The 15,085-nt window shown below is 69.2% G+C and carries 18 protein-coding genes; 15 read left to right on the top strand and 3 right to left on the bottom strand.

Features of this window, described 5'->3' with window-relative positions:
• Positions 1-332 precede the first annotated feature (332 nt).
• Positions 333-1,139, top strand: coding sequence for a GNAT family N-acetyltransferase (locus EV650_RS09710; protein ID WP_238174115.1), 807 nt, complete (start codon positions 333-335; stop codon positions 1,137-1,139).
• Here the strand turns inward: EV650_RS09710 and EV650_RS09705 are convergent.
• Positions 1,136-2,245: a dipeptidase gene (locus EV650_RS09705; protein ID WP_134117444.1), complete on the bottom strand. Its 1,110-nt coding sequence runs from the start codon at positions 2,243-2,245 to the stop codon at positions 1,136-1,138. The two genes, EV650_RS09710 and EV650_RS09705, sit on opposite strands and share 4 nt — an antisense overlap.
• Positions 2,246-2,336: 91 nt before the next feature.
• Here EV650_RS09705 and hisI point away from each other — a divergent pair, with 91 nt between their 5' ends.
• From hisI to EV650_RS09640, 13 genes are all read left to right on the top strand, one after another.
• Positions 2,337-2,666 (top strand): phosphoribosyl-AMP cyclohydrolase, encoded by a 330-nt coding sequence (hisI, locus tag EV650_RS09700; protein WP_134117442.1) that lies wholly within the window; start codon positions 2,337-2,339, stop codon positions 2,664-2,666.
• A complete protein-coding gene (locus tag EV650_RS09695; RefSeq protein ID WP_134117440.1) occupies positions 2,663-4,153 on the top strand; it encodes an anthranilate synthase component I in 1,491 nt (496 codons plus the stop codon). Before hisI ends, EV650_RS09695 begins: the two co-directional genes overlap by 4 nt.
• Positions 4,150-4,680 (top strand): Trp biosynthesis-associated membrane protein, encoded by a 531-nt coding sequence (locus EV650_RS09690; protein ID WP_134117438.1) that lies wholly within the window; start codon positions 4,150-4,152, stop codon positions 4,678-4,680. The genes EV650_RS09695 and EV650_RS09690 overlap by 4 nt, the downstream gene beginning before the upstream one ends.
• A 55-nt stretch (positions 4,681-4,735) precedes the next feature.
• Positions 4,736-4,996 carry an HGxxPAAW family protein gene (locus EV650_RS09685; protein ID WP_202874442.1) on the top strand — a complete coding sequence of 87 codons (261 nt, stop codon included), beginning with the start codon at positions 4,736-4,738 and terminating at the stop codon, positions 4,994-4,996.
• Between the two features lie 13 nt (positions 4,997-5,009).
• On the top strand, positions 5,010-5,816 hold the full coding sequence (trpC, locus tag EV650_RS09680) for an indole-3-glycerol phosphate synthase TrpC (RefSeq protein ID WP_134117436.1): 807 nt from the start codon (positions 5,010-5,012) through the stop codon (positions 5,814-5,816).
• 74 nt (positions 5,817-5,890) lie between these two features.
• Positions 5,891-7,093, top strand: a complete 1,203-nt coding sequence (gene trpB / locus EV650_RS09675) for a tryptophan synthase subunit beta (protein ID WP_134117434.1) — start codon at positions 5,891-5,893, stop codon at positions 7,091-7,093.
• Positions 7,086-7,910 carry a tryptophan synthase subunit alpha gene (trpA, locus tag EV650_RS09670; RefSeq protein WP_134117432.1) on the top strand — a complete coding sequence of 275 codons (825 nt, stop codon included), beginning with the start codon at positions 7,086-7,088 and terminating at the stop codon, positions 7,908-7,910. The genes trpB and trpA overlap by 8 nt, the downstream gene beginning before the upstream one ends.
• Positions 7,911-7,917: 7 nt before the next feature.
• Positions 7,918-8,574, top strand: a complete 657-nt coding sequence (locus tag EV650_RS09665) for an SCO family protein (RefSeq protein ID WP_134117430.1) — start codon at positions 7,918-7,920, stop codon at positions 8,572-8,574.
• Positions 8,571-9,041, top strand: coding sequence for a MauE/DoxX family redox-associated membrane protein (locus tag EV650_RS09660; RefSeq protein ID WP_134117428.1), 471 nt, complete (start codon positions 8,571-8,573; stop codon positions 9,039-9,041). Before EV650_RS09665 ends, EV650_RS09660 begins: the two co-directional genes overlap by 4 nt.
• Positions 9,038-9,733, top strand: a complete 696-nt coding sequence (locus EV650_RS09655; protein WP_134117426.1) for a DsbA family protein — start codon at positions 9,038-9,040, stop codon at positions 9,731-9,733. Before EV650_RS09660 ends, EV650_RS09655 begins: the two co-directional genes overlap by 4 nt.
• Before the next feature lie 64 nt (positions 9,734-9,797).
• Entirely contained in the window at positions 9,798-10,865 is a 1,068-nt protein-coding gene (lgt, locus tag EV650_RS09650; RefSeq protein WP_202874441.1) for a prolipoprotein diacylglyceryl transferase, read from the top strand.
• Positions 10,858-11,583 (top strand): VIT1/CCC1 transporter family protein, encoded by a 726-nt coding sequence (locus EV650_RS09645; RefSeq protein ID WP_238174114.1) that lies wholly within the window; start codon positions 10,858-10,860, stop codon positions 11,581-11,583. The genes lgt and EV650_RS09645 overlap by 8 nt, the downstream gene beginning before the upstream one ends.
• 80 nt (positions 11,584-11,663) lie before the next feature.
• Complete coding sequence (locus EV650_RS09640) at positions 11,664-12,482, top strand: hypothetical protein (protein ID WP_134117424.1); 819 nt, start codon at positions 11,664-11,666, stop codon at positions 12,480-12,482.
• Here EV650_RS09640 and EV650_RS09635 read toward each other — a convergent pair.
• On the bottom strand, positions 12,444-13,499 hold the full coding sequence (locus EV650_RS09635; protein WP_134117422.1) for a 1-aminocyclopropane-1-carboxylate deaminase: 1,056 nt from the start codon (positions 13,497-13,499) through the stop codon (positions 12,444-12,446). The two genes, EV650_RS09640 and EV650_RS09635, sit on opposite strands and share 39 nt — an antisense overlap.
• A gap of 26 nt (positions 13,500-13,525) precedes the next feature.
• Here EV650_RS09635 and EV650_RS09630 point away from each other — a divergent pair, with 26 nt between their 5' ends.
• Complete coding sequence (locus EV650_RS09630; RefSeq protein WP_134117420.1) at positions 13,526-14,308, top strand: serine/threonine-protein kinase; 783 nt, start codon at positions 13,526-13,528, stop codon at positions 14,306-14,308.
• On the opposite strand, the gene EV650_RS09625 is transcribed toward EV650_RS09630, so the two are convergent.
• Positions 14,236-15,036, bottom strand: coding sequence for an aminoglycoside phosphotransferase family protein (locus EV650_RS09625; protein ID WP_166678066.1), 801 nt, complete (start codon positions 15,034-15,036; stop codon positions 14,236-14,238). The genes EV650_RS09630 and EV650_RS09625 overlap by 73 nt on opposite strands.
• Positions 15,037-15,085: the final 49 nt, after the last annotated feature.

Raw genomic sequence — 15,085 nt, 5'->3', positions numbered from 1 at the left:
GGCGGGCGGGCGGGCGAGGCCGAGCGAGGCGGGCCGGCGAGGCGGGGCGGCGAGGCGGGGCGGCGAGGCGGGGCGGCGAGGCGGGGCGGCGAGGCGGGGCGGCGGGGCGGGGCGGCGACGGAGGGGAGGTCGCTCGCTAGGCGGGCGTGGTGCGGGCTGGTGGCGTTCGCTCGCGGGCTCTGCCCGCGCGTCGGTGGTGCGGGGTGGCGGTTGGGGTGGGGTGGGTCGGCGGGTGGGGGAGGGTGTGTGTGTGGGGTGTCGGCGGGATGGTGTGGGATTGGGGGATGGGTATTGGTGTGGGTGTTGTGGGGGTTGGGGAACTGGGTGGGGTTGTGGGGGTGCTGCGGGGGTGGCAGCGGGAGGGGGTGGCGTTGCAGTTGCATCCGGGGGATTTGGGGTGGTTCTGGCGGTTCGGGGCGGAGCAGACGGCGGCGGCTACCCGGGTCTGGCAGCGGGACGGGGAGATCGTTGCGGTCGGGATGCTGGATGAGCCGGACTGGTTGCGGATGGCGATCGCGCCGGAGGCTCAGCGGGACGAGGAGTTGGCTCGGCAGATCGTCGAGGACGTTCCGGGCGTGCTGATTGACGGCAAGGTGACCGTCGAGACTCCGATGGGAGCGCTCGTTCAGGACCTGCTCTTCAAGGAGGGATGGACGGCGGACAAACCGTGGATCCCGCTCCACCGCAGTCTGGCCGGCTCGGTGCCGGATCCGGGGATGCGGGTCGACGTGATCGGTTCGGAGGAGGGTCACGAGCGGGCCGAGGTGCAGCGGGCCTCGTTCGACGGGTCGACGTTCACGACCGCTCGCTGGTTTGCGATGGCCGACGGGGAGCCGTACGCCGACGCGCGGTGTCTCGTCGTACGCAATGACATCGGTGAGTCGGTGGCCGCCGCGACCGTCTGGTCAGCCGGTGAAGGGCGGCCCGGGTACATCGAGCCGATGGGTGTCCATCGGATGCACCGCGGTCGCGGCTACGGCACCGCCATGGTCCTCGCCTGCGCTCGTGCCTTGCAGGAGATGGGCGCGTCGAGCGTCTACACGTGTACGCCGGCGTTCAACGTCGGCGCGGTCGCGACGTACCAGGCCGCAGGTCTCCAGCCGCTGCCGGAGATCCGGGCGCAGAACCGCGAGGTCTAGGCAGCAGTGTCGTCGGCGGCCCGCAGCACGCGCAGGATGTTGCCGCCGGCAAGCTTCGCGAGGTCCTCGTCGCTCCAGCCGCGGTCGGCCAGCGCGGTGAAGAGCCGCGGGTACGACGACACGTCCGGCAACTCGACCGGGAACTCCGGGCAGCCGTCGTAGTCGCCGCCCAGGCCGATGTGGTCGACCCCGGCCACCTCGCGGACGTGCTCGACGTGTGCGACCACGTCGGCCAGCGTGGTCGCCGGTTTCGGTACGCCGTAGATGTCGGCGAGCTTCTTCTGGTTCTCCGGGTTCAGCGGGTTCAGCCCCTGGTCCTGCGCGGCCTCGCGCGCCTTGGCGACCCAGTCGACGTACGCCTGCGAGGTGAAGTACGGCACGAAGGTCACCATGCAGACACCCTCGTTGCCGGCCAGCGTCTCGAGCACGTCGTCCGGCGCGTTCCGCGGTACGTCGCAAACCGCGCGGGCAGACGAGTGGCTGAAGATGACCGGCGCGCTCGTCACCCGGAGCGCGTGCCGCATGGTGTCGGCGGAGACGTGCGAGAGGTCGACCAGCATGCCGATCCGGTTCATCTCGCGGACGACCTGTTCGCCGAAGTCGTTCAGCCCGCCGAGCACCGGCTCGTCGGTGGCCGAGTCCGCCCAGGACACGTTGTTGTTGTGGGTGAGCGTCATGTACCGCACGCCCAGCTCTCGCATCACCCGTAGTACGCCGAGCGACTCACCGATCGAGTGGCCGCCCTCCATCCCCATCAGCGACGCGACCTGGCCGGCCTTGATCGCCGCCTCGACCTCGTCGGCCGTCGAGGTGAGCTGCAGGTCCGACGGGAAGCGCTCGACGAGACGCAGGACGAAGTCGAGCTGCTCGAAAGTACGACGTACCGAGTGCTGGTCCTGCGGCACCCACAGCGACCAGAACTGCGCGCCGACGTGGCCCGCCCGGAGCCGCGGCAGGTCCGTGTTCAGCTCCGGCACCGAACCGGCCAGGTCATGCGCGTCGAGGTCGTACTCGCACAACTCGTAGAACGCGATCGGCAGGTCGTTGTGCCCGTCGATCACCGGATGGTCCCGCAGCAGCTCCTCGACCCGCGCCTCAGTCGTCATGCCGCCATCCTGTCAGGCCACGTCCAGCAAGCCACGTCCAGATCGGCCTCCCGTGGTCAGGACCGTACCGGTGATCGGGGACAATGGGTTGGTGACTATCGACGAGTTGACCTTCGACGCGGCCGGCTTGATCCCGGCGGTGGTGCAGCAGTACGACACGCGCGAGGTCCTGATGGTGGGCTGGATGAACGCCGAGGCGGTACGCCGTACCGCGGAGACCAAACGGGGCACGTTCTGGTCCCGCAGCCGGCAGCAGTACTGGGTCAAGGGCGAGACCAGCGGCCACCGTCAGCACGTGAAGCAGATCCTCGTCGACTGCGACGCCGACACCCTGCTCGTCCTCGTCGACCAGGAAGGCCCGGCCTGTCACACCGGCACCCGCAGCTGCTTCGAGAACGGCGAGATCGAGGTGGCAGCGTGACCGTTCCGGACATCGAGACGTTCCGCGACTACGCGAAGGACCGCCGGGTCATTCCGGTGACGCGGCGGCTGCTGGCCGATGCCGAGACGCCGATCGGTGTCTACGGCAAGCTCGCGGCCGAGCGCGAAGGCACGTTCCTGCTGGAGTCCGCGGAGAACGGCGGAGTCTGGTCACGCTACTCGTTCATCGGCGTGCGGTCGTCCGCGACGCTGACCGAGCGGGACGGCGAGGCGATCTGGACCGGCAATCCGCCGGTCGGTCTGCCGCAGACCGGTGACCCGCTGAAGGCGCTCCGCGAGACGCTCGAGATCCTGCACACGCCGCGGCTGCCGGACCTGCCCCCGCTGACCGGCGGCATGGTCGGCTTCCTCGGGTACGACGCCGTCCGCCGGCTGGAGCGGTTGCCGGACACAACGACCGACGACCTCGGCCTGCCCGAGCTGACGTTCCTGTTCGCCACCGACCTGGCCGCCCTCGACCACGAGACCGGCGAGATCTGGCTGATCGCGAACGCGGTCAACTGGGACGACTCCGACGAGCGCGTCGACGAGGCCTACGCAGACGCGGTACGCCGCCTTGACGCGATGGAGCGCGATCTCGCGCAGCCCACCCCGTCGTACGTCGTCCGCGCGGACCGGAACGCCGAGCCGGATCCACATCGGCAGCGGTCAAGCGCGGAGTACCGGGAGGCTGTCGAGCACGCCAAGGAGGAGATCCGGGCGGGCGAGGCGTTCCAGATCGTCGTCTCGCAGCGGTTCGAGCTGCAGACCACCGCGAGCGCGCTGGACATCTACCGGGTGCTCAGAAGGTCCAACCCGAGCCCGTACATGTACCTGGTCCGGCTGGACGGCTTCGACATCGTCGGCTCGAGTCCGGAGGCGCTGGTCAAGGTCACCGAGAACAAGGTGATCCTGCACCCGATCGCCGGCACCCGCCGCCGCGGCGCGACTCCGGAGGAGGACCACGCGCTGGAGGAAGAGCTGCGCGCGGACGCCAAGGAGCGCGCCGAACACTTGATGCTGGTCGACCTCGGCCGCAACGACGTCGGCCGGGTCTGCGCGCCCGGAACGGTCGAGGTCGTCGACTTCATGACCGTCCGCCGCTACAGCCACGTCATGCACCTGGAGTCGACGGTGACCGGGCAGTTGGCGGCCGGCAAGACTGCGTTCGACGCGCTCACCGCCGCGTTCCCGGCCGGGACGTTGTCGGGGGCACCCAAACCGCGGGCGATGGAGATCATCGACAAACTCGAGGTCACCCGGCGCGGCGTGTACGGCGGAATTGTCGGCTACCTCGACTTCGCCGGTGACGCGGACACGGCGATCGCGATCCGGACCGCGGTGCTGCGCGGCGGGACGGCGTACGTCCAGGCCGGCGCCGGGATCGTCGCCGACTCCGACCCGGCGTCGGAGGACGCGGAGTGCCGGACCAAGGCGGCCGCCGTACTCAACGCGATCGCGGTCGCAGGAACGTTCAGCGACGTATGAGACCTCAACGGATAGTTGACCTGCTCGCCGTGGTGGCACTAGTACTGCTCGGCCTGTCTGGGTACCTGACCTGGGTGTCGGCCAATCCAGGCAACGGGCGAGTAGACGTGGTGTTCAACGGCTACACGATCACCAAGGCTCCGGTCACGCTTGCGCTCGCGTCGTTGGTGGCCGTGGTCGTCCTGAAGCTCGCAGGTACGGCGTTGCGCCGGGTGCTGGGCGCACTCGTGCTGGTGATGGGTGCGATCGCCATCGCCGTCGCGCTGTTCGTACGGCCCGGCGGCGAGGAGCTGAGCCGGCTCCGGCCGGAGCTCAGCGACGCGCTGGCCGACCAGGTCACCCAGTCCGGCGGCCCGGCACCGTGGTTCGCACTAGGCGGTGGTGTCGCCCTGGTCGCGGTGGGGCTGATCACGATACTGACGGCGCATCGCTGGCGGCGCGCCACCGCACGATACGAGCGTGATCCGGCTGCCTCACCGGCGGATCAGTGGAAGGCGATCGACGCCGGGGAGGACCCGACTCTCTGATCGCGGCGGGCTACCGCCACAATAGGACTGTCGACGAGGAGGAGTGGCGCCAACTATGGACAATACGACAGCAGACCAAGCGGCGACGCGGATCAGCGAGGAGGACGCTCCGCACGACCTGCACGGCAACAGCCCAGCGGCGTGGACCGCGGTGGTGATCGTGCTGGTCGCGTTCACGATCGGCGCCATCGCGATGGTGCTCGGGCCGAACTGGGTGCTGTTCTGGATCTCCGTCGGAATCGCTGTGGTGGGTGGGCTGACCGGCAAGGTGCTGCAGCTGCTCGGCTTCGGGGTCCCGGCTGACGGCGACCACTGAGGGGCGGACAGACATGACTGTGCTTGACGACATTCTCGCCGGGGTCCGGGAGGACCTCGCGGAGCGCCAGGCGCGGGTCAGCCTGGACGATCTGAAGCAGGAGGCCCAGCGCAAGCCCGACGCTAAGGACCCGATGCCGGTGTTCCGCGGTGACGGTATCGCGGTGATCGCCGAGGTGAAGCGGTCCAGCCCGTCCAAGGGTGAGCTGGCCGAGATCACCGACCCGGCCGCGCTGGCCGGGGAGTACGAGCTGGGCGGTGCCGCGGCAATTTCGGTCCTGACCGAGGAACGCCGGTTCAACGGCAGCCTGGACGACCTGCGCGCGGTCCGCGGCCGGGTCGACGTGCCGGTGCTGCGCAAGGACTTCATCATCTCGTCGTACCAGCTGTGGGAGGCCCGGGCAGCCGGCGCCGACATGATCCTGCTGATCGCGGCCGCGCTGGAGCAGGAGGCCCTGGTCTCGCTGATCGAGCGTGCGCACTCGATCGGCCTGTGCCCGCTGGTCGAGGTGCACGACGAGGAAGAGACCCGGCGTGCGGTGGACGCCGGAGCCCAGCTGATCGGCGTGAACAACCGCAACCTGAAGACCCTCGAGGTCGACCGGGACACGTTCGCCCGGGTCGCGCCGACGATCCCGACCGAGCTGGTCCGGGTGGCCGAGTCCGGGGTCCGCGGGCCGCATGATGTAATCGAGTTCGCGCGCGCCGGGGCCGATGTCGTCCTCGTCGGTGAAACCCTGGTGACCGGCCGCGATCCTCGCGCCTCGGTCGCCGACCTCGTCGCCGCCGGATCGCACCCCGCCATCCAGCAGCGGCACTAGAACGCCCGCCCGGTCCAAACGGCGCGGGGCCGAAACTGTCCCGTGCCGTAAAGCCGGGTTGGAAGGTTTGTCGGATGTCTACTGTGCTGCCCGACCAGTTCGGGCACTTCGGCCGTTTCGGCGGCAGGTTCATGCCGGAGGCGCTGATCGCGCCGCTCGACGAACTGACCCAGGCCTGGCGCGACGCCATGGCCGACCCGGAGTTCACCGGTGAGTTCGAGCGGATGCTGCGCGAGTACGTCGGTGCGCCGAGCCTGCTGTTCGACGCGACCCGGCTGTCGGACGCGGCCGGCGCCCGGATCCTGCTCAAGCGCGAGGACCTGAACCACACCGGCGCGCACAAGATCCGGAACGCGATCGGCCAGGCCCTGCTGACCAAGCGGATGGGCAAGCACCGCGTGATCGCCGAGACCGGCGCCGGCCAGCACGGTGTCGCGACCGCGACCGCGTGTGCCTACCTGGACCTCGAGTGCGTGGTCTACATGGGCGAGGTCGACACCGAGCGGCAGGCGCTGAACGTGGCCCGGATGAAGCTGCTCGGCGCCGAGGTGATCTCGGTCAAGAACGGCAGCCGGACGCTCAAGGACGCGATCAACGAGGCCCTGCGCGACTGGGTCGCCAGCGTCGACAAGACGCACTACATCCTCGGTACGGCGGCCGGCTCGCACCCGTTCCCGGCGATGGTCCGCGACTTCGTCCGCGGTATCGGTGACGAGGCCCGCGAGCAGTCGCTCGAGCTGCTCGGCAAGCTGCCGGACGCCGCGGTCGCGTCGGTCGGCGGCGGGTCGAACGCGATCGGCCTGTTCACCGCGTTCATCCCGGACGCGGACGTGAAGCTCTACGGCATCGAGCCGGGCGGCGACGGGTTCGAGACCGGCCGGCACGCGGCCACGATCACCGCCGGACAGGTCGGCGTACTGCACGGTGCGCGGTCGTTCCTGCTGCAGGACGAGGACGGCCAGACGATCGAGTCGCATTCGATCTCGGCCGGTCTGGACTACCCGGGCGTCGGTCCGGAGCACGCGTGGCTGGCGGAGACCGGGCGGGCGTCGTACCGGCCGATCACCGATGCCGAGGCGATGGACGCGTTCAAGCTGCTGTCCCGGACCGAGGGCATCATCCCGGCGATCGAGTCCGCGCACGCGGTCGCCGGCGCGCTGGACATCGCCAAGGAACTGGGGCCTGAGGCAACGATCCTGGTGAATCTGTCCGGTCGCGGGGACAAGGACATGGACACGGCGGCGAAGTGGTTCGGCCTGGGGGGTTCTGATGAGTGATGTGGTTGCCCTCGGCAAGGCCGGGGCCGCGATCCGGAAGGCGAACGACGAAGGCCGGGGCGCCCTGATCGGGTACCTGCCGGCCGGCTTCCCGACGTACGACGCTGCCGTGGACGGGGTCAAGGCGATGATCGACGGCGGGGTCGACGTGGTCGAGCTCGGCCTGCCGTACAGCGACCCGGTGATGGACGGCGTCACGATCCAGCGCGCCACCGAGATCGCGCGGGCCGGTGGACTGCGGACCCGGGACGTGCTCAGCACGGTCGAGAAGCTCGCGGCGTACTCCGACGTTCCGGTGCTCGTGATGACGTACTGGAATCCGATCGAGCGGTACGGCGTGGACCGGTTCGCGGCCGATTTCGCCGGTGTCGGGGGAGCGGGGCTGATCACGCCCGACCTGATCCCGGACGAGGGCGCGGAGTGGATCGCGGCCGCGGACAAGCACGATCTGGACAAGGTGTTCCTGGTCTCGCCGTCGTCGACCGACGCCCGGATCGCGATGACCACGGCCGCCTGCCGCGGTTTCGTCTACGCGACCGCTGTGATGGGTGTCACCGGCGCGCGCGACAAGCCGTCGGATCTCGCGGCGCCCCTGGTGGCGCGGGTGAAGTCGGCGACTGGCCTGCCGGTCGGTGTTGGCCTCGGGATCTCCAACGGCGACCAGGCAGCCGGTGTGACGGCGTTCGCGGACGCGGCGATCGTCGGCGCAGCCCTGGTCAAGGCGCTCGGGGAAGGCGGCCCGGCCGGGGTTCGCGAGCTCACCGAGGACCTGGCCGAGGGCGTACGCCGGGAACGCCGTACGACCGTTGATCGTTAGAACCGCTGTGAGTCGAACCAGAAGCGCGGCCCTGCTACTGGCCGCGGTGGCTCTGCTCGCCCTCGCGGGCTGCAGTGGCAAGGCCGAGAAGCCCGACAACCCCGGCGGTGCGATCATCCGCAGCAGCCAGGATCCGAACGGGTTGCGCGGTGCGACGCTCGACCAGCCGTACACGATGCCCGCGGCCACCCTGACCGACACCAGCGGGAACCCGTTCAACCTGGTCACCTCGACCAAGAAGCCGGTCACGCTGGTGTTCTTCGGCTACACGAACTGCCCGGACGTGTGCCCGACCGTGATGGCCGACGTGGCGTCCGCGCTCACCAAGCTCGACCAGCCGACGCGGGACCAGATCCAGATGCTGTTCATCACCACCGACCCCTCGCGGGACACCGGTCCGGTGATTCGCAAGTACCTGGACCGGTTCGACCCGTCGTTCACCGGGCTGACCGGCTCGCTGTCGTCGATCAAGGACGTCGCGAAGGCGGTCGGCGTACCGGTGGAAGGGATGCAGAAGCTTCCCTCCGGTGGGTACGAGGTCGGTCACGGAGCGCAGGTGATCGGTTTCGGCAAGAACGACAAGGCGAACGTGCTCTGGCTGTCGAACGCGGCCATCGGCGACCTGGCGCACGACTTCGGGAAGCTGGTCGACGACAACCAGTGAAGTTCTGGTTTCCCTGGGTATCCCTGATCGCGCGGCTGGTGCTCGGCGGTGTGATGCTGGTCGCTGGCGCGTTGAAGGTCACCGATCCCGAAACGGCGGCCCAGGCGGTCCGCGCGTACGACTTGCTGCCGTCGGCCCTCGTGGCACCGATCGGCTGGGGTCTGCCGTTCCTGGAGATCGCGATCGGGTTGCTGCTGGTCGTCGGTTTCGGTGTCCGCGCCACGGCCGCGGCCGCGGGTGTCTTCATGATCGTCTTCATCGCCGCGGTGTCGTCCGCCTGGGCTCGCGGCCTGTCGATCGACTGCGGCTGCTTCGGCGGCGGCGGTCAGGTCGCGCCCGGGCAAACGAAGTACCTGCAGGAGATCCTCCGGGACATCGGCCTGCTGGTGCTGGCCGGCTGGCTGTGGCTGAACCCGGTCAGCAAGTTCGCCGTCGTATCCGAACCACAAGGAGTCACTGCGTCGTGAGCACCACCAATCCGCTGCTCCAGAAGCCGAAGCGCCGGATCTCCACTGGGATCGTCGTGGTGATCGTCCTGGTCCTGGCTCTCGCCGCCGGCGTCGGGGTGCAGTACTACCGCGGTCACTCCAAGGTCGAGGTGAGCTCACCCGGCCAGACCGAGCCGGCCGTGATCACCGGCCCGGGCACGTCCGGCAAGGGCGTCACGGTCGGCAAGGCCGGCGCGAAGGTCAACATCGAGCTGTACCTGGACTTCCGCTGCCCGCACTGCGCGGAGTTCGAGAAGGACAGCGGCGCGACCATCGACAAGCTCGTCGAGGACGGTACGGCGACGCTGACGTACTGGCCGCTGAAGTTCGTCAATCCGGACGCGTCGGCCCGGCTGGCCAACGCCTTCGCCGCGGCGGCCGCGAACGGCAAGGCGCTCAGCTTCGCCGACAACCTGTACGCCGATTTCTCGAAATCCTGGACCTCCGGCCAGCTGACCGACCTCGGGACGCAGCTCGGGATCGGCGACGCGAAGTACCAGCAGGCGTTGCAGGACAACACGTACGGCGACTGGCTGGACTCCGTCTCCAAGGCGGCCGATGACCGCGGTGTGACCGAGACGCCGACCGTCTACGTCAACGGCAAGCAGTTGCCGACCGACCAACTGACCGCCGACGGCCTGCAGAAGGCCGTCGATGCGATCGCTAGCTGAGGCCCCATCGTGACCATGTGTTTCTGGCCGTGCACTGGTGGGTCGAGTAGCGTCTCCCCTTGCCATGTCTAGTCTGATTCCTGCCGTGATGGTTCCGGCGTTCATCCCCAGCCCGAGCCAGGGTGTCTGGCACATCTTCGGCCTGCCGTTGCGCGCGTACGCGCTGTGCATCCTGGCCGGCATCTTCGTCGGCTACTGGCTCGGCCGCCGCCGCTGGGTGGCGCGCGGCGGTTCGGCGCCGGTGCTGGCCGACATCATGTTCTGGGCGATCCCGTTCGGGCTGGTCGGCGCGCGGATCTACCACGTCGTCACCGATGCCGAGCTGTACTTCGGCGACGGCAAGCACCCGATCGACGCGCTGAAGATCTGGCACGGCGGCCTGGGGATCTGGGGCGCGGTCGGATTCGGCGCGCTCGGCGCCTGGATCGCCTGCCGCCGGGCGAAGGTGCCGTTCCTGGCGGTCGCGGACGCGATGGCGCCGGGGATCGCGCTGGCGCAGGTGTTCGGCCGGTTCGGCAACTACTTCAACCAGGAGCTGTTCGGCCGCCCGACGACCAAGCCGTGGGGCCTGGAGATCGCGCCGGAGCACCGGCCGCCCGGGTACGCCGACTTCGCCACCTTCCACCCGACCTTCCTGTACGAGGCGATCTGGAACCTCGGCGTGGTCGCGCTGGTGATCCTGATCGACCGCCGCTTCAAGCTCGGCCACGGCCGCGCGTTCTTCCTGTACGTCGCGGGTTACACCGCGGGCCGTGCCTGGATCGAGAACCTGCGGATCGACACCGTCAACCACTTCCTGGGGCTGCGCCTCAACGTGTGGACCGCGATCATCCTGTTCGTGCTCGCCGTCGCGGCGTTCGTCGTCAGCGCCCGCAAGCGTCCTGGTCAGGAAGACATCGCCACCGGCCCCGCGGCCGGCAAGCCCGCGGACGGCGAGAAGACCGACCCGGCCACCGAGCCGAGCGAAGCGAAGGCGGACGCCGACGAGCCGGCGCCGGACGAGGCGCACGACGCCTCCGTAGCGGACGCCGACGATTCCAGCCCCGCCTCGGCGGGGCCGGCTGCCGAGGCGAACGACAAGCCGAAGGTTGAAGTGAAGAACGGTTCCGAGTCTGATGGGTCCCGTGACTGAGACACCCGAGGTGTCGTCGGAGCATCAAGGTGATCACACCCACCGTGATGTGACCGGCGGCTGGCTGCGTCCTGCGGTGTTCGGCGCGATGGACGGCCTGGTCTCGAACTTCGCGCTGATCGCCGGCATGGACGGCGGCACCAGCTCGGGTTCGCAGTTCATCGTGCTGGCCGGACTCGCGGGCCTGGCCGCGGGCGCGTTCTCGATGGCGGCGGGGGAGTACACCTCGGTCGCGTCCCAGCGCGAGCTGGCGCACGCCGAGATCGAGGTCGAGCGCAAGGAGATCAAGAAGCACCCGATCGACGAGGAGATCGAGCTCGCCGAGACGTACCGCGCGAAGGGCCTCGATCCGGACCTGGCCAGCAAGGTCGCCAAGCAGTTCCACGCCAACCCGGAGCAGGCTCTCGAGGAGCACGTCCGCGAGGAGCTCGGCATCGACCCCGGCGACCTGCCGAACCCGGTGGTCGCGGCCGCGTCGTCGTTCATCTGCTTCGCCGTGGGTGCGTTCATCCCGCTCGCGCCGTACCTGCTCGGTGCGGGCAGCGTCGTACCGTCGCTGATCCTGGCGTTGACCGCGCTCTTCGTCTGTGGCGCGGTCGTCTCCCGTGTCACCAGCCGCTCCTGGTGGTACTCCGGCCTGCGTCAACTCCTCCTCGGTGCCGCTGCCGCCGCCCTGACCTACTTCGTCGGCACCCTCGTCGGCCCAGGAATCGGCTGACCGAGAGGTATCGCAGGCGCTACCTGCAGGGTCGATCCAGCGTGATGGTTCGTCCGGACCGGTCCGCCTAGCTTGAGCTCATGACCACTTTGCTCCGGCCTTGGCGGGCGCTGGCCTGCGTTGCGGCCATTGCCGCGGCGCTCGTCGTCGCCTTCGTGATGGCTCCGGCCGCGCTGGCGGGCACCGCAGCGACCTCCGACCTTCGCGGCGAGTCGCGACTCATCGGGGCCTTCCGCAATGCGTTCGTCGGGTACTGGAGTTCCGGCAACGCGGACTTCGGCTCCGAGCTGCAGCGGGTCGTCGACTACTGGTTTCGCTACCACGTAGCGAAGGCGGTGCTCAGTGGGGCGTTGCTGGTGGTGCTCATCGTCCTCGGCGTGCTGAGCTGGCAGGCGTTCCTCCGGGTCGGCGGTCTTCGGGCAGCCGCTCTCGCAGTGAGTGGTGTCCTGGCCACCGCTCTGGCGGTGGTCTCGCTGGCGGCCGTGATGGCCAACATCCATGGGATGGCGGCACCGTTCGGCTCCCTGCTGCCGATGCTGTTCGGCAGCCCTTCAGTTGGCTCGCTGCCCGACACGCTGGCTCAGATCAGGCAGCAGCTGGTCGACGGGCAGAACTCACCCGCCCTAGGCCCGATCCTCGACGACTACGTCAAGTTCCACGCGGTGATGGCCGTCGAGGGCACGATCGTGGTCATCCTGCTTGTCGTCGTCTCCGTCCTGCTGTGGCGGGGTTTCACGAGGACCGATCGGGCCGAGCGGCGATCGAGGCGAGTGCTGGCGGCGTACGGCGTCTTCATCCCGCTGTTGGCGCTCGTGCTTGCCGTCATCGTCGTGGCGAACGCGACCACGGCGGCCCATCCGCTACCCGGCCTCGAATCCTTCTTCGCCGGGGGCTGGTAGCGGCCTGCTCTCGGTGAACAGGCTGCTGTACGCATTCAGGGCGGGCTGGCCGCCGAGGTGGGCGTAGAGGACGGTGGAGTCCTTGGGGATGTCGCCGTTGCGGATCAGGTCGATGAGGCCGGCCATCGACTTCCCTTCGTAGACCGGATCGATGATCATCCCCTCCAGCTGACCGGTCAGCCGGATCGCGTCCAGAGTCGACTGCACCGGTACGCCGTACTCGTCGCCGGCCCAGCCTTCGAGCACGGTGATCTCGTCGTCCCGCAGCTCGCGACCCAGCCCGATCAGCTCAGCCGTCGCGCGGGCGATCCGCTCGACCTGGGCGCGGGTCTCCTGCAGCTTCGCGCTCGCGTCGATCCCGATCACCCGCCGCGGCCGGTCCTGCCCGGCGAACCCGGCGATCATCCCGGCATGCGTCGAGCCGGTCACCGAGCAGACGACGATCGTGTCGAAGAAGACGCCGAGCTCGCGCTCCTGCTGCGCCACCTCATCCGCCCAGTTCGCGAACCCCAGTCCGCCGAGCCGGTGGTCCGAGGCACCTGCCGGGATGGCGTACGGCGTACCGCCGCGGGACTCCACGTCCGCGAGGGCCTGCTTCCAGCTGTCCTTGAACCCGATCCCGAACCCGGCCGGATCGAGCCGCACCTCCGCGCCCATGATCCGGCTGAGCAGGATGTTGCCGACCCGGTCGTTGAGCGCATCGGGCCAGTTGACCCAGTTCTCCTGGACCAGGACGGCCTTCAACCCAACCTTTGCCGCGACCGCGGCCACCTGCCGGGTGTGGTTCGACTGGTACCCGCCGATCGAGACCAGCGTGTCCGCACCGCGGGCGAGCGCGTCCGGCACGAGGTACTCGAGCTTCCGGGTCTTGTTCCCGCCGTACGCGAGCCCCGAGTTGCAGTCCTCCCGCTTCGCCCAGACGCTCGCGCCACCGAGGTACGCGCTCAGCCGCTCGAGCGGATGCACCGGACTCGGCCCGAACAGCAGCGGGTACCTCGGAAAATCACTCAGCCCCATCAAGTTCCTCCACTAGGGTCAGCGGGATGTTCCCCGGTGAGATCGACGTCCTTCCGGCCAACTACCTCGACCAGCTAGGCACCATCTTCACCCGATTCACCACCCAGGACTCCGGCAACTTCTCGTACGGCGTACGGACCGGCGATGCCCGGTACTTCGTCAAGACCGCCGGCGACCCCGCCGCGTCAGACTCTTATCTCGGCTTCGCCGACCGAGTGTCCCTCCTCCGCAACGCGATCGAGCTCAGCCGCTCCGTCACCCACTCCGCGCTGCCCACCTTGCACACCGTCGTCGAGTCCCCGGGCGGTCCGCTCTTGGTCTACGACTGGCGCGACGGTGACCTTCTCCACGATTCCGCCGGACGTTTCCAAGCCCTCCCGACCGGGGAGATCCTCACCGCCCTAGACACCCTCTACGACCTGCACGCCGCCCTCGATGCGGCCGGTTGGGTCGAGGGCGACTTCTACGACGGGTCGTTGATCTACGACTTCGCAACCCATCGCCTGACGGTGATGGACCTCGACTCGTATCACCGCGGCGCCTACCGCAACACCATGGGCCGCATGTTCGGCTCGACCCGCTTCATGGCGCCTGAAGAACTCTCGCTGGGCGCGCCTATCGACACCCGAACCAACGCCTACGTCATGGCCCGCGCCGGCCTGATCCTGCTCCCGGACCCGCCGCCGGCGCTCGAAGACGTTCTCCTCGAGGCGACGACCGCGCGGTTCCCGAGCTATCAGGCGTTCCACGAGGCGTGGCTGACCGCCTCGTCGACGACGGCCGACAGCCTGAGCAAGCGCTCCAGGTGAACTCCGGGCTCGGGTTGATTGAGCGCCCACGCTGCACGCGCGACCAGGGTGACGGCAGCGGTCAGCACGGCACCTCGCCGTACGTCTCTGGCCGGCCAGGTGGCCGCGCTGCCGGTCTGGTAGGCGGCGACGAGATCCGCGATCGGTGTTGGGGTGAACTGCAGTAGGTACCCGAGGTCGAAGCCCAACGGGCCGATGCCGAACTGATCCCAGTCCACCGCGATGACGTCGTCGCCATCCGCCCGGAGCAGGTTGGGCGGATGCGCGTCGCCGTGGATGAGCTGCTTCGGCAGTCGATCGAGCTCGGACATCACCTCGTCCCGGTGCGTCCACAGCTGATGGCCGGTACGCCGTACGTGGGCGGGCAAAACCTCGGCCGTTTCGAGCGCGGCCCAGCCACCGTGCTGCTGATCATCAGCCAGCCGGTCGCGCATGATCCGCCGAGCGAACCACTGGGCAGGCTCCAGCCGATTCAGGGCGAACCGCCCGATAGCGGCGGCCGCGTCGACGGAGGTGAGCGGAGTCGTCTGAACGGCATCCGTCCAGAGCGTGATGCCATCCGGATCGCTCTCGACCTTCACACACCGCGGCGCGCGCAGCCCGACGGTCCGCTCGAGTAGACCACTACCGGCCACTTCGGCCTGCCGGCGCCAGTACGCGTAATGCCCCGGCCGCCCCTCACCGGGCACCAGCCGCTTGGCCACAAACCCCTCTGGCGTGCTCCACACGCCACCATCCGCCCGCCCATTCCCCACACTGAGCAGAACCCAACCACGC

The organism is Kribbella kalugense, from assembly GCF_004365875.1.
In the GTDB taxonomy this organism is placed as follows: domain Bacteria; phylum Actinomycetota; class Actinomycetes; order Propionibacteriales; family Kribbellaceae; genus Kribbella; species Kribbella kalugense.
The sequence above is the reverse complement of the archived record's forward strand: the minus strand, read 5'-3'. Positions and strand labels throughout refer to the sequence as shown.

Bases quoted from the DNA above. Each gene is read 5' to 3' on its own strand.
- EV650_RS09705 (WP_134117444.1), bottom strand. From the start codon at position 2,245: ATGACGACTGAGGCGCGGGTCGAGGAGCTGCTGCGGGACCATCCGGTG.
- EV650_RS09690 (WP_134117438.1), top strand. From the start codon at position 4,150: ATGAGACCTCAACGGATAGTTGACCTGCTCGCCGTGGTGGCACTAGTA.
- EV650_RS09685 (WP_202874442.1), top strand. From the start codon at position 4,736: ATGGACAATACGACAGCAGACCAAGCGGCGACGCGGATCAGCGAGGAG.
- trpC (WP_134117436.1), top strand. From the start codon at position 5,010: ATGACTGTGCTTGACGACATTCTCGCCGGGGTCCGGGAGGACCTCGCG.
- trpB (WP_134117434.1), top strand. From the start codon at position 5,891: ATGTCTACTGTGCTGCCCGACCAGTTCGGGCACTTCGGCCGTTTCGGC.
- trpA (WP_134117432.1), top strand. From the start codon at position 7,086: ATGAGTGATGTGGTTGCCCTCGGCAAGGCCGGGGCCGCGATCCGGAAG.
- lgt (WP_202874441.1), top strand. From the start codon at position 9,798: ATGTCTAGTCTGATTCCTGCCGTGATGGTTCCGGCGTTCATCCCCAGC.
- EV650_RS09640 (WP_134117424.1), top strand. From the start codon at position 11,664: ATGACCACTTTGCTCCGGCCTTGGCGGGCGCTGGCCTGCGTTGCGGCC.
- EV650_RS09635 (WP_134117422.1), bottom strand. From the start codon at position 13,499: ATGGGGCTGAGTGATTTTCCGAGGTACCCGCTGCTGTTCGGGCCGAGT.
- EV650_RS09630 (WP_134117420.1), top strand. From the start codon at position 13,526: ATGTTCCCCGGTGAGATCGACGTCCTTCCGGCCAACTACCTCGACCAG.